Here is an 11636-nt window from a genome sequence, read left to right as displayed (position 1 = left end):
CAGCCTCCGGCAGCGACTACGCATAGCGATCAGTGCATCTCGGTAAACGCCAGCTTCACGCCCAGCGCCACCAGCACCGCGCCCATGGTGCGATCAAACCAATGGCCCATGCGGGCAAAGCCGGTGCGTACGCGCTGATGGCTGAACAGCATGGCGACCATGCAAAACCACAGCCCGGTGGCAACCGCGAGGTACACGCCATAGCCCGCCTGGATCGACAGCGGCGTATGCGGGTTGATCACCACGGTGAACAACGACAGGAAAAACAGTGTCGCCTTGGGGTTCAGGCCATTGGTCACAAAACCCGAAGTGAACGCACCGCGAGCCGTACGCTCGCCCACCGGCAAGGCGGCGGCCAGTGCTGCCGGATCGGCCGGCTTGGCCCTCAGCGCCTTGAAGCCGATGTACAGCAGGTAAGCCGCTGCCAGCCACTTCAGGGCGTTAAACAGCACAATGGATTGCGACACAATGATCCCGATGCCCAATAGCGAATAACCGACATGGACGAAAATCGCCGTGCCAACACCAAAGGCGGTAAAGATGCCGGCGCGGCGACCGTGGGTCACGCTCTCGCGAACCACCACGGCAAAATCCGGCCCGGGGCTGGCCACAGCCAACAGGTGAATCAGGGCAACGGTCAAAAATTCTGTCCAGTACATGCACGGCTCCATTACAAATTGTTTCTTCTGTTAGGCTCGCCACATTACGCCTTCATTTCACAGCACAAAAGGTACAGTTGATGACTAACACTCAGCGCGCCGTATTCCTTGATTACACCTCACTGGATCTGGGCGACCTCGACCTTGACCCGCTGCGTCGAAGCTTCGGCGATCTGCAGGTGTGGTCGGACACCACCTCCGGGAATGTGATCGAGCGTCTGCAAGGCGCTAGTGTAGCCATCAGCAACAAAGTCCAGCTCAACGCCCACACCCTCGCCGCGTGCCCGGAGCTGAAGCTGATTCTGGTAGCCGCCACCGGCACCAACAACGTCGACCTTGAAGCAGCCCGCGCACAGGGGATTACCGTCGCCAACTGCCAGGGATACGGCACGCCCTCGGTGGCACAGCACACCCTGGGCATGCTGCTGGCACTGGCGACACGCCTGGTCGACTACAACAAGGCCGTGGCCGACGGCCAGTGGCAGCAAGCCAAACAGTTCTGCCTGCTGGACTTCCCGATTGTGGAGCTGGAAGGCAAGACCCTGGGCCTGTTCGGCCATGGCGAGCTGGGCAGTGCGGTGGCCAGGCTGGCCGAAGCCTTCGGCATGCGCGTATTGATCGGCCAGATCCCGGGCCGCCCGGCCCATGCCGACCGCCTGCCGCTGGACGAACTGCTGCCCCAGGTCGACGCCCTGACCTTCCACTGCCCGCTCACTGAACACACGCGCAACTTTATCGGTGCCCGCGAGCTGGCACTGCTCAAGCCCGGAGCCTTTGTGGTCAACACCGCACGCGGCGGCATCATCGACGAACAGGCACTGGCCGACGCCCTGCGCAGCGGCCATCTGGGTGGTGCGGCGACCGACGTGCTGAGCGTCGAACCTCCCCGCGACGGCAACGTGCTGCTGTCAGCCGACATCCCGCGCCTGATCATTACCCCGCACAGCGCGTGGGGCAGCCGCGAGGCGCGCCAGCGCATCGTCGGCCAACTGGCACAAAACGCCGAAGCGTTCTTCAACGGTACAGCGCTGCGGGTCGTCAGTTGATAGACTGCGCCCCTTTTTGAGGAGCAGATTATGGATCCGCGCAGTGAAGTACTGCTTCGTCAGCCTGAATACTTTCAAGGTTCGGTGCTGTTGGTCGGCTTGCCGGCAGACGAACTAATCGGCGAATTGCCCGATGCCCACGGCTGGTGCTGGCATGCCGGTGACCAGGCCGTGCTCGACGCCCGTTTTGAAGGCCGTGTGCAGTTTGGTGTCGAAATCCCTGAACGGGCATTCGACACCGCCGTGGTCTTTCTGCCCAAGTCCAAGGAACTGAGCGACTACGTGCTCAAGGCCGTGGCCGCTCGCTTGCCCAATGCCGATGTGTTTCTGGTTGGCGAAAAAAAGGGCGGCATTGAAGGCGCCTCCAAACAACTGATCCCGTTCGGCAAGCCGCGCAAACTCGACAGCGCACGGCACTGCCAGCTGTGGCAAGTGACGGTGGACAACGCTCCGCCAGTGCCCGTGCTGCAAGAGCTGGCGCAACATTACGAACTGCCCCTGGCCGAAGGCCCGCTGAAAGTCGTCAGCCTGCCGGGCGTGTTCAGCCACGGGCGCCTGGATCGCGGCAGCGCCTTGCTGCTTGAGCATCTGGACAAACTGCCCAGCGGCCACGTGCTGGACTTCGGCTGCGGCGCGGGCGTGCTCGGCGCTGCAGTCAAGCGGCGTTACCCGCACAACACCGTCACCTTGCTCGACGTGGATGCCTTCGCCACTGCCAGCAGCCGCCTGACCCTTGCGGCCAACGGCCTGGAAGGCGACGTGATTACAGGTAACGGTATCGACGCAGCGCCCATGGGCTTGAACTCGATCCTGAGCAACCCGCCGTTCCATGTCGGGGTGCACACCGATTACCACGCCACCGAAAACCTGCTGCAAAAAGCAGTCAAACATCTGAAAACAGGTGGCGAACTTCGGATTGTGGCCAACAGCTTCCTGCGATATCAACCGCTGATCGAAGAGCATTTCGGTGCCTGTGCGGTCAAGGCTGAAGGTCAGGGTTTCCGGATTTACAGCGCCAAGCGCCGTTAAACACATTGTGAAATAAGGGCTTGCCGGATCGGATTTGCCTAGGCAGAATCCGCTCCGTCCTAGGGGAGTAGTCTCCCACGAGCGCCACGCTCGTCCGGCATACGTCAACATACTTGGTCAACAGACCATGGCGTATGCGACCCAGGTGTCCGCACAGACGGACCGGGGTTTGACAAGACCTATGACACGAACACCTTACCCGGGGCGGGAAGGCTGTACGTGTCATAGCCGTGTCGACCCGCCCCTGGAAGCCACCTGATGATGCTCGATTCCTTACTCGTTCCTACCGCAATTGTTGCCTTGGCCGAAATCGGCGACAAGACGCAGCTGCTCGCCCTCATTCTTGCCGCTCGCTTTCGCAAACCCTGGCCGATTATCGCCGGCATCGTGGTCGCGACCCTGGCCAACCATGCCGCGGCCGGTGCCGTAGGCGCCTGGTTCAGCACCTTCTTCAGTGACGCCATGCTGCACTGGATCCTCGCGGCAAGCTTTACCGCTACTGCGTTGTGGACCCTGGTGCCCGACAAGATGGACGACGACGAAGCCAGCACCGCGCGCAAGTACGGGCCTTTCGTTACCACCCTGATTACATTTTTCATTGCCGAAATTGGCGACAAGACGCAAGTGGCGACCGTGATGCTCGCGGCCCAATACCCGGACTTGTGGCTGGTCATTATCGGCACCACCCTGGGCATGCTGATTGCCAACGTGCCGGTGGTTCTGGCGGGTAACTTTGCCGCTGACAAACTGCCGCTGACCCTGATCCGCCGCCTGGCAGCCACCGCGTTTGTCGTACTGGCCATCGTGGCGGTGTACAAGGCGATGCAGATCAGCGGCTGGGTTTAATGACTTGTAGTCGCTGCCGCAGGCGGCGATGGGGTGCGAAGCGACCCTGAAGGTCCTTCGGCCCTTATCGCAGCCTGCGGCAGCGACTACAGGAGTGCGCAACGCCCGAAGTTACTGGGTTTTCGGGGCTTGCTGATAAAGCGGCATCACCTTCGGAATCGCCCCTTGCAGCGCTGCAATCCGGCTGCTGGAGGCCGGGTGAGTGCTCATGAACTCAGGCGGTGCATCCTGTGATTGCTGAGCCATTTTCTGCCACAGGGTGATCGCCGCATTCGGGTTGTAACCCGCACGCGCTGCCAGCTCCAGGCCGATCAGGTCTGCTTCGTTTTCATTGCTGCGACTGTTTGGCAGGGTCAGGCTGTAGTTCACCACCGTGTCGGCCAGCCCCAGGCTGTCCTGCCCCAACCCCAGCAATGCGCCAGCACCTTGCTTGGCTATCTCGATGCCATAAGCCTTGGACATGGATTCACGCCCGTGCTCACGCAAGGCGTGGGCAATTTCATGGCCCATGATCGCGGCGATTTCATCATCACTGAGTTTGAGCTGATCGATGATCCCGCTGTAAAAGATGATCTTGCCGCCAGGGCCACAGTTGGCATTGAGCTCGTCACTCTTGATCAGATTGACTTCCCAGTTCCATTGCGCGGAATCCGGACGAAAGGCCGGGGCCTGGGCAATCAGTCGGTTGGCGATTGCCTGCAAACGCTTGGCGTTGGCGCTGGTCTTGTCCAGGGCGCCCTTGGTGCTCGCCTCGCTGACTGTCTGCTGATAAGACTGCGCGTACATCTGGTCAACCTGCTGGCTCGACAGCATGCTGAACATGTACTGCTTGCGTTCGACACCGACCGCACCGCCATTGGTGGTATTCACCGCCTGGCAACCGCCGAGCAATAACCCGGCCCCCATCGCGCACACTACCGCTAACTTACCCATCGAAGATCTCCATAAAGAGGGTGCGCATCGTATCTCAACCCGGCGTCAGGCACTCGGGCGCATTGAGCTTTGGATCATTGACCAGATTGGCCAATGGTCGTTCGCGCAGCGGCGTCTGCGGGCTGGCCAGCAGCGCCTGCAGCACATGAAGAGGGGTTTGAGGGTCAAGCCAGGCCTGCTGGCCCGCCTCATCCAGAATCAATGGACGGCGCTGGCTGGCCGCGGCCTGGGTAATCACCGCCGTACTCAGCCACACATGCCCCTCTACCGGGTAAGCCTCCCAGATACCGGCAAAAAACAGCGAAGCACCCTCTCCCGGAGTCAGCCAGTAAGGACGTTTGCGAGTGGTGCCGCGCCATTCGTAAAAACCGTTGGCCGGGATCAGGCAGCGCCGCTGGCGCAAGGCGTCGCGAAACATCGGCTGCTCGGCCACGGTTTCAGCCCGGGCATGGGCAGGAGTTCGCGACAGGTCGGTCAGCCAGGCCGGGGTCAGCCCCCAGCGGGCCCGTGCCAGTTCGCGCTGGCCAGGCTCTGCACCTGCACGCAGGATCAATACCGAATCATTGGGCGAAATATTCCACTGGGCCTGCTGATCAGCCGGAAAACCGGGCAAGGCTGCAAACGCAGGGTTCCAACGAAACAGGGCAAAACGTCCACACATGGGGCAGCACAACTCTTCATCTATAGATCAGTGAAATAACGTCGCCAGCTTCAGCAGTCCAGCACATCGGGGAAACTCTCGGGCTCATCGCCCGCCACCGGTGACGCGGTATTGTACGCATCGATCAACTCCCGCGCGTATTGCGCGCGATCATTGGCAACCGCCAAACCGAGCAGGCCGAACACGGGCAGCTCGCCGGTGGCACCGATCAGGTCGCGTCCCTCAAGCCGCGCCTCCACCCCTTCACTGGCAAGCATGCCCAGCAACAGCTCGGCTTCCATCAGGTTTTCGGGCTCGTAGATGCGCTGCATGATCGTCACTCGCTACTCATTCTCGGTGTGCACATCGAGCATCCACTCATGGCCATCGGTCTGAAGATGGAAAAGGATCGGCCGACAGCACACCGGGCAATCTTCAATGTAGCTCTGATCGCCACCGGAAAGGTCGAGCACAGCTTCTGCCTGCTCGCCACAATAGGGGCATTCATAGTGCTCAGTTTCAAGCATCGCGGTCTCCTGAGTGACTTGTGCGTATAATCGCCTGTCTATTAGCAGGGCTATTTTTGTGCCCTGCCCTGCGTACCAACCCTAGCCGTTTCCAACAAGAGAGCATGATGGGCGAATTCGATACCATCCGACCTTACGACGACGCCGAAGTCCCAGCAGTGCTGGCCCGGCTGCTCAGCGACAAGGCGTTTCTAGATATCCTGACCCACTTTCGCTTCCCGCGCCTGGCAGGCGCTTTCGGCTGGCTGTTAAAACCACTTATAGCTCATCGCCTGCGCAAAGAGTTCGCCAGCGTGACTTCGGTCGCCACTTTGCAGGACAAGGTCGAGGTTTACGTCGACCGCACCATCGAACATGCCACTGACGGCGTGACCTATACCGGCGTCGAGCAGTTGAAGGCTGGCAGCGCCTATCTGTTTTTGGCCAACCACCGCGATATCGTGATGGACCCGGCGTTCGTCAACTACGCGGTTTACCACGCGGGCCTGCCAACGCCGCGGATCGCCATTGGTGACAACCTGCTGCAAAAGCCTTTTGTCAGCGATTTGATGCGCCTGAACAAGAGCTTCATCGTTCACCGCTCGATCACCGGACGCCGTGAAAAGCTGGCGGCTTATCAGCTGTTGTCGGCCTACATCAACCACTCGATCCGCAACGACTGCCAGTCGATCTGGATCGCCCAGGCTGAAGGCCGGGCCAAGGACGGTGATGACCGTACCGACTCGGCGATCCTGAAGATGTTCCACATGAGCCGTAAAAACGAGCCGTTTGCCGAGGTCATTCAGTCACTGAACCTGACCCCGGTATCGATCAGCTACGAATACGACCCCTGTGATCAGGCCAAGGCTCGCGAGCTGTATATCCGCGCCACCACGGGCACTTACAGCAAGGCCCCGGGCGAAGACGACACCAGTATCGCCAACGGCATTACGGGCTACAAAGGACGCGTACACGTGAACTTTGCCGCCCCCATTACCGAGTTGTTCGAGGACAGCAAACTGCTAGCCGCAGAAATGGATCGCCATATCCTCAGCGGTTACCGCCTGTTCCCGGCGCACTACCTGGCGTATGCGCAGTGGGCTGATGCCGAGCCCGAGTTGCAAGTGCCGACGGCTGCCGAGGTCTTCGGTGCCGAAGAGCTGGCCAAGGCCCAGCAGGAGTGGCAGCGCCGCCTGGAGGCCTGCCCGGCCGAGCATCGCCCGTACCTGGTGCTGCAATATGCGATGCCGGTGCGCAATCAGTATCGGATCAAGGCGGGGCTGGCGTTATAAAAAACTCTGTAGTCGCTGACGAGGCACGAGGCTGCGATAAGGCCCGCAGGGCCTTCAGATTGCCAGGACTGCTGCGCAACCCATCGCAGCCTCGTCCCTCGTCAGCGACTACAAAGGGCCGTTAAATTCTGCTGTCACCGTATCGTCATGAAGAGAGGCCACTCTGTGGCCCCTCGACACCGACACGGAGCTTGTCATGCTGCACGCAGAAAACCAGGACCGCCTTTACCTGATCGCCCCCAGCGACGAACAGCAGGCACTGATCGAGGGCTTGGCCTTTAATGTTCAGGATCGCCACTGGCTGGTCTATTGCGCCCTGAGCGGCCATACCCATGCCGATTTGCCTGAACTGGACCTGCTCACCGGCGTCAGCCGCCTTGAGCTGTATGCCGAAGCCGCCTGAAGTCTTCAAACACAAAAAAGCCCGAACTCACCGAGTTCGGGCTTTTTGGATTACAGCGCTTACTCGCCGAGCAAACGACCGATGGTCGGGTCCTTGAACACGCGGGTCAGTGCGTCACTGAGCACATCGCTCACCAGCTTGGTGTTGGTTTCCTGATTCGGCGCCATACCGAAGCGCTGATCAAGGGACGCGCCATAACGACCGCTGTAAGAACGGCCACCGTTCTTCACGTCAGAGCGGAAGGTCGCGCCAATGGTCGCTTCGGTCACGTACATGGTGTCCTTGGGCGACTGATACTTCAGTTCGGCCAGGGTCACGGTCAATGTCGGGGCATTCATTGCGTTGGATGTCGGCGTGTAGCCCAGCAAACGCACGGCGGCTTCAGCCTGGGCTTGCAGCTTGGGAATCACGTCGGCACTGCTGACGCTGATCGCGCTGGTCTCAGGGTACATGCCACCACGGGTGCCCAGGGTTGGCGAAGGACGACCGTCCACTACACGTACCACTACCGGCTGGCCACGACCCACTGGCGCAAGCTGGGTGGTCAGTTTGGGTTGCGGGCTGAGTTGTTGCGGGCTGTGGGCGCAGCCGACCAGAGTCAAACTGGTCACAGTAATCAAACCGAACAACAGGCGTTGCAACATGCTCATCTCTCCAGGACTGGGTAACACAGGCCGTCAGTATAGGGTGCTGTGCGCCTGCTAACTAGCCGCTTGCTGTCACCACCCTGTCATCGCCATTACATCGTGATGTCACGTCAACAGGGCATTGTCTGAATGACTGACTCAACAGGAGCTGCCATGAACATGTTCTTATCGTTGCTCGGCCTCAATCGCCCTCACCGCTGCTTCGCCCGCCTCGACCCGACGGGTCGCTGCCAGGCTTTCAAGCAATGCAATCAACCGCCGGTCGGCGACAGCTGGGTCGAAATCGAAGAAATCCGCCTCAACTGGTTGCACCAGGTACTACCCGCTACCGCCCGTATTGCCTCGCCCGCACCACGTTCGGCAGTGCAACCCCTGCTGGGACTTTGACCAACGCACCAATAAAAGTCATTTAACAGGATCAATTGCCCGCGTTTCTTCGCTACAATCTCCCCCCGATTATAAGGACGTCTCCTGATCGGGCCTCGCAGCATCGCTAATGCGCTTGTATTAGCTCCCCCGCACCGCCCACAGAGAGCCGCCCACACAGATCATGTGAAGCTGGCGCGCTTGAATTTCTTTGCGTAATCCCCACTTTTTACATGGTCTGCCAGAGCTGCCATAACGCTCGGCCACCGGGTTCGGTGCCAGGCTTGCGGCAGCCCTTTTTTGAGGTTCACGTCTTCAAGAGAGCGTGAAAAAAAACGGGTTTCACAACTTCACAAGAGTGTGGCGAGCAAATGAAAAGTTTTGCGTCTGAACATGCACCATTAGCGTCTGATATTGCCCCACCAAGCAGGACCGAAGTCGGCTCCACAGCACAAGACTGAAGCCTGTCCGCTTACGGATTTGGTTGCACAAACGGACGCTCTAGACCTTAAGTCGAATTGCCTCCCGAGTACTGAAATGCGTTCATATGAACCTCGAAGGCCCGGTCGGAGCGTGCGCTCAAGTTGCAAGAAATTGCGAAGAATCGGACATGGCGATCCTGGCCATGAGTGACCCGGGGCCAATCAGAACCACGCCCCCGGAACACCTGGCAGCTATGCCGTCAATTTGGTGCCGTAGATTTTGGAGACGCGTTAATGGCGCATAACGAAGCAGTCGACGTAGTACTGGTTGGAGCGGGCATCATGAGTGCCACCCTCGCCGTACTGCTCAAAGAGCTCGACCCCGGCCTCAAGCTGGAAGTTGTTGAGCAGATGGACTCAGGTGCTGCGGAAAGTTCCAACCCGTGGAACAACGCAGGCACCGGTCACGCTGGCCTTTGTGAGCTGAACTACACGCCGCAAGCGGCTGATGGTTCGATCGACATCAAAAAAGCTGTGCATATCAATGCCCAGTTCGAAGTGTCGAAGCAGTTCTGGGCCTATCTGGCACAGAAAGGGACTTTCGGTTCGTGCAAATCCTTCATCAGCCCGGTGCCTCACCTGAGCTACGTTGAAGGCGAAAAAGGCGTGTCCTTCCTGAAAAAACGCTTTGAAGTGCTGAGCAAGCACCATGCGTTTGCAGACATGGAATACACCGAAGACAAAGCCAAAATGACCGAGTGGATGCCCCTGATGATGCCGGGCCGCCCTGCGGACCAGCACATCTCGGCCACCCGTGTACTGCACGGCACTGACGTGAACTTCGGCGCCCTGACCAAGCAACTGCTCAAGCATTTGGCCAGCGCGGCAGACACCCAGATCAAGTACAGCAAGAAGGTCACTGGCCTCAAGCGCAATGGCAGCGGCTGGACGGTGAGCATCAAGGACACCAACAGCGGCAACACCCGCCACGTTGATGCCAAGTTCGTGTTCCTGGGCGCTGGTGGCGCGGCCTTGCCGCTGCTGCAAGCTTCGGGCATTGAAGAAAGCAAAGGCTATGGCGGCTTCCCGGTCAGTGGCCAGTGGTTGCGTTGCGACAACCCGGAAGTGGTCAAACTGCACCAGGCCAAGGTTTACAGCCAGGCCGCAGTGGGTTCGCCGCCGATGTCGGTCCCCCATCTGGACACCCGTGTGGTGGATGGCAAGAAGTCGCTGCTGTTCGGACCTTATGCCGGTTTCACCACCAAGTTCCTCAAGCACGGTTCGTTCCTTGACCTGCCGATGTCGATCCGTCTGGGCAATATCGGGCCAATGCTGGCCGTTGCTCGCGACAACATGGACCTGACCAAGTACCTGGTCAGCGAAGTGCGCCAATCGATGGAGCAACGCCTGGACTCCCTGCGTCGTTTCTATCCACAGGCCAAAGCCGAAGACTGGCGTCTTGAGATTGCCGGGCAACGGGTTCAGATCATCAAGAAAGACCCGAAAAAAGGCGGCGTGTTGCAGTTCGGTACCGAACTGGTTGCGGCCAAGGACGGCTCGCTGGCCGCTCTGCTGGGTGCCTCACCGGGCGCTTCGGTAACCGTTTCGATCATGCTGGACCTGATCGAGCGTTGCTTCGCGCAAAAAGCCACTGGCGAGTGGGCGACCAAGCTCAAGGAAATCTTCCCGGCACGGGAAAACGTCCTTGAAACCGACGCCGAGCTGTACCGCGAAATCAGCACCCGCAACTCCGAGTTGCTGGAACTGGTTGAGCCACAGAGCGCCAACACCAGCATCGCGTAACGCAACACCGGCGTAGTGATACGTCAAAAAAAGCCCCTCGTCCTGTTACAGGCCGAGGGGCTTTTTTGTTGTTCTGTGTGGGAGCGGGCTTGCTCGCGATGGGATCGACACGGTCCAGGTTAAAGACCGAGTCGCCAGGATCGCGAGCAAGCCCGCTCCCACAGAGTTGATCAGCCGCGGGCCTGGTTGATCAGTTCAATGTATTCGTCGGCGTTGCGCTGATCCTTGATGATGTCCACGAACGTCTGGCCGTGCTCGTCTTTGCCATCCAGGTCAAAACCGGCTTCCTTGAAGAATGTCAGGAAACGCCCAAAGTCATCGATACGCAGGCCACGATAGGCTTTGATCAGTTTGTGCAGCGAAGGCGAAGTAGCATCCACAGGCTCAAAATCCAGGAACAACTTGATCTGCTCGTCGCCGATCTCATCACCAATCAACTGCTTCTTGTCTTTACGCATGTCCGGCTCCAGCCTGCTGATACTTCACGGGCCCGCAGTTTACCCAAGGCTCAACGTGCGCGCACGCTACCGGTGTGCAAGTCGGCCCAAATGTGGCCATTGGCATAGGTCAGAAACTGTACATAGAGCGTGTCGTTGCGCAGCAAATCAATCACGACGCGGTATTGGGACAGCGGATAAGAAAGGCTCAGGGTTCGCGTTTTGCTGTCAAACGCGGGCTTTTTCAGGCTTTTGCTTTCGCCATCAAACGAAATCAGTACCTGACGCACCGTCGCGCCCTGGCTCATGGGCTTGCCTTTGAGGCGCACCAATAAAGGCGAGGTCACCGGGATCGGCTGCTGATTGGATTGACGCTGGCTCCCCACCACCACCGAATAGGAGGTGACCAGCATCAATTGCTGTTGCTCCGGTACTTCGCTGCGTAACTGCAAGTCATCGGCAGGCAGAAACTGCCCGTGCAACAGCGGTGTTGCAACCGGTGCCGCCGCCAGAGGCAGGCTGGCCAGCAGCAGGCTCAATGCTGCGCTGCGAAATAGAAGGCTCATGTCAGGTTCCAGAAAGCGGGAAGCCGCACTCTAGCATGATG

Annotated in this window: 15 protein-coding genes and 1 riboswitch; of the genes, 7 read left to right on the top strand and 8 right to left on the bottom strand. The window is 59.4% G+C overall.

Annotation, left to right across the window (positions count from 1 at the left end):
* Positions 1 to 29: 29 nt before the first annotated feature.
* The gene (locus V6P94_RS07330; RefSeq protein ID WP_133078898.1) at positions 30 to 659 is read right to left on the bottom strand and encodes a LysE family translocator; all 630 of its coding nucleotides are present in this window, start codon (positions 657 to 659) and stop codon (positions 30 to 32) included.
* An 80-nt stretch (positions 660 to 739) separates the two neighbouring features.
* On the opposite strand from V6P94_RS07330, the gene V6P94_RS07325 reads away from it, so the two are divergent.
* The 3 genes from V6P94_RS07325 (at position 740) to V6P94_RS07315 (ending at position 3580) form a co-directional block, all read left to right on the top strand.
* Entirely contained in the window at positions 740 to 1705 is a 966-nt protein-coding gene (locus V6P94_RS07325) for a 2-hydroxyacid dehydrogenase (protein WP_326398474.1), read from the top strand.
* 30 nt (positions 1706 to 1735) lie between these two features.
* On the top strand, positions 1736 to 2734 hold the full coding sequence (locus V6P94_RS07320) for a class I SAM-dependent methyltransferase (protein WP_326398475.1): 999 nt from the start codon (positions 1736 to 1738) through the stop codon (positions 2732 to 2734).
* A 50-nt stretch (positions 2735 to 2784) separates the two neighbouring features.
* A riboswitch (yybP-ykoY riboswitch) is annotated at positions 2785 to 2904 on the top strand.
* Positions 2905 to 2995: 91 nt separating this feature from the next.
* Positions 2996 to 3580: a TMEM165/GDT1 family protein gene (locus V6P94_RS07315; RefSeq protein ID WP_133078943.1), complete on the top strand. Its 585-nt coding sequence runs from the start codon at positions 2996 to 2998 to the stop codon at positions 3578 to 3580.
* Positions 3581 to 3691: 111 nt separating this feature from the next.
* On the opposite strand, the gene V6P94_RS07310 is transcribed toward V6P94_RS07315, so the two are convergent.
* The 4 genes from V6P94_RS07310 to V6P94_RS07295 are packed head-to-tail and all read right to left on the bottom strand — an operon-like array spanning position 3692 to position 5680.
* Positions 3692 to 4513: a M48 family metallopeptidase gene (locus V6P94_RS07310; RefSeq protein ID WP_326398476.1), complete on the bottom strand. Its 822-nt coding sequence runs from the start codon at positions 4511 to 4513 to the stop codon at positions 3692 to 3694.
* A 34-nt stretch (positions 4514 to 4547) separates the two neighbouring features.
* Positions 4548 to 5174 (bottom strand): SOS response-associated peptidase, encoded by a 627-nt coding sequence (locus V6P94_RS07305; RefSeq protein ID WP_219260927.1) that lies wholly within the window; start codon positions 5172 to 5174, stop codon positions 4548 to 4550.
* A 50-nt stretch (positions 5175 to 5224) separates the two neighbouring features.
* Positions 5225 to 5485 carry a putative signal transducing protein gene (locus V6P94_RS07300; protein ID WP_326398477.1) on the bottom strand — a complete coding sequence of 87 codons (261 nt, stop codon included), beginning with the start codon at positions 5483 to 5485 and terminating at the stop codon, positions 5225 to 5227.
* A gap of 12 nt (positions 5486 to 5497) precedes the next feature.
* The gene (locus V6P94_RS07295; RefSeq protein ID WP_133078893.1) at positions 5498 to 5680 is read right to left on the bottom strand and encodes a CPXCG motif-containing cysteine-rich protein; all 183 of its coding nucleotides are present in this window, start codon (positions 5678 to 5680) and stop codon (positions 5498 to 5500) included.
* A gap of 104 nt (positions 5681 to 5784) precedes the next feature.
* Between V6P94_RS07295 and V6P94_RS07290 the strand changes: the two genes are divergently transcribed.
* Together V6P94_RS07290 and V6P94_RS07285 are read left to right on the top strand one after the other, a co-directional pair.
* On the top strand, positions 5785 to 6951 hold the full coding sequence (locus V6P94_RS07290) for a 1-acyl-sn-glycerol-3-phosphate acyltransferase (protein WP_133078892.1): 1167 nt from the start codon (positions 5785 to 5787) through the stop codon (positions 6949 to 6951).
* Between the two features lie 196 nt (positions 6952 to 7147).
* Entirely contained in the window at positions 7148 to 7354 is a 207-nt protein-coding gene (locus tag V6P94_RS07285) for a hypothetical protein (protein ID WP_019823869.1), read from the top strand.
* Between the two features lie 59 nt (positions 7355 to 7413).
* Here V6P94_RS07285 and V6P94_RS07280 read toward each other — a convergent pair whose 3' ends face one another.
* Positions 7414 to 7998 carry a YajG family lipoprotein gene (locus V6P94_RS07280; protein WP_133078891.1) on the bottom strand — a complete coding sequence of 195 codons (585 nt, stop codon included), beginning with the start codon at positions 7996 to 7998 and terminating at the stop codon, positions 7414 to 7416.
* A 156-nt stretch (positions 7999 to 8154) separates the two neighbouring features.
* On the opposite strand from V6P94_RS07280, the gene V6P94_RS07275 reads away from it, so the two are divergent.
* Both V6P94_RS07275 and mqo read left to right on the top strand, forming a co-directional pair.
* Complete coding sequence (locus V6P94_RS07275) at positions 8155 to 8388, top strand: hypothetical protein (protein ID WP_326398478.1); 234 nt, start codon at positions 8155 to 8157, stop codon at positions 8386 to 8388.
* 695 nt (positions 8389 to 9083) lie between these two features.
* Positions 9084 to 10592, top strand: a complete 1509-nt coding sequence (mqo, locus tag V6P94_RS07270) for a malate dehydrogenase (quinone) (protein ID WP_133078889.1) — start codon at positions 9084 to 9086, stop codon at positions 10590 to 10592.
* 170 nt (positions 10593 to 10762) lie between these two features.
* On the opposite strand, the gene V6P94_RS07265 is transcribed toward mqo, so the two are convergent.
* Together V6P94_RS07265 and V6P94_RS07260 are read right to left on the bottom strand one after the other, a co-directional pair.
* A complete protein-coding gene (locus tag V6P94_RS07265; RefSeq protein WP_133078888.1) occupies positions 10763 to 11050 on the bottom strand; it encodes a PA4642 family protein in 288 nt (95 codons plus the stop codon).
* Positions 11051 to 11100: 50 nt separating this feature from the next.
* Positions 11101 to 11595, bottom strand: a complete 495-nt coding sequence (locus tag V6P94_RS07260; RefSeq protein WP_133078887.1) for a hypothetical protein — start codon at positions 11593 to 11595, stop codon at positions 11101 to 11103.
* Between the last annotated feature and the right edge of the window lie 41 nt (positions 11596 to 11636).

Origin of the sequence: Pseudomonas sp. ML2-2023-3, assembly GCF_037055275.1 — a bacterium.
In the GTDB taxonomy this organism is placed as follows: domain Bacteria; phylum Pseudomonadota; class Gammaproteobacteria; order Pseudomonadales; family Pseudomonadaceae; genus Aquipseudomonas.
This window is presented reverse-complemented; position numbering and strand designations above follow the sequence as displayed.

Bases quoted from the DNA above. Each gene is read 5' to 3' on its own strand.
- V6P94_RS07330 (WP_133078898.1), bottom strand. From the start codon at position 659: ATGTACTGGACAGAATTTTTGACCGTTGCCCTGATTCACCTGTTGGCT.
- V6P94_RS07325 (WP_326398474.1), top strand. From the start codon at position 740: ATGACTAACACTCAGCGCGCCGTATTCCTTGATTACACCTCACTGGAT.
- V6P94_RS07320 (WP_326398475.1), top strand. From the start codon at position 1,736: ATGGATCCGCGCAGTGAAGTACTGCTTCGTCAGCCTGAATACTTTCAA.
- V6P94_RS07315 (WP_133078943.1), top strand. From the start codon at position 2,996: ATGCTCGATTCCTTACTCGTTCCTACCGCAATTGTTGCCTTGGCCGAA.
- V6P94_RS07310 (WP_326398476.1), bottom strand. From the start codon at position 4,513: ATGGGTAAGTTAGCGGTAGTGTGCGCGATGGGGGCCGGGTTATTGCTC.
- V6P94_RS07305 (WP_219260927.1), bottom strand. From the start codon at position 5,174: ATGTGTGGACGTTTTGCCCTGTTTCGTTGGAACCCTGCGTTTGCAGCC.
- V6P94_RS07300 (WP_326398477.1), bottom strand. From the start codon at position 5,485: ATGCAGCGCATCTACGAGCCCGAAAACCTGATGGAAGCCGAGCTGTTG.
- V6P94_RS07295 (WP_133078893.1), bottom strand. From the start codon at position 5,680: ATGCTTGAAACTGAGCACTATGAATGCCCCTATTGTGGCGAGCAGGCA.
- V6P94_RS07290 (WP_133078892.1), top strand. From the start codon at position 5,785: ATGATGGGCGAATTCGATACCATCCGACCTTACGACGACGCCGAAGTC.
- V6P94_RS07285 (WP_019823869.1), top strand. From the start codon at position 7,148: ATGCTGCACGCAGAAAACCAGGACCGCCTTTACCTGATCGCCCCCAGC.
- V6P94_RS07280 (WP_133078891.1), bottom strand. From the start codon at position 7,998: ATGTTGCAACGCCTGTTGTTCGGTTTGATTACTGTGACCAGTTTGACT.
- V6P94_RS07275 (WP_326398478.1), top strand. From the start codon at position 8,155: ATGAACATGTTCTTATCGTTGCTCGGCCTCAATCGCCCTCACCGCTGC.
- mqo (WP_133078889.1), top strand. From the start codon at position 9,084: ATGGCGCATAACGAAGCAGTCGACGTAGTACTGGTTGGAGCGGGCATC.
- V6P94_RS07265 (WP_133078888.1), bottom strand. From the start codon at position 11,050: ATGCGTAAAGACAAGAAGCAGTTGATTGGTGATGAGATCGGCGACGAG.
- V6P94_RS07260 (WP_133078887.1), bottom strand. From the start codon at position 11,595: ATGAGCCTTCTATTTCGCAGCGCAGCATTGAGCCTGCTGCTGGCCAGC.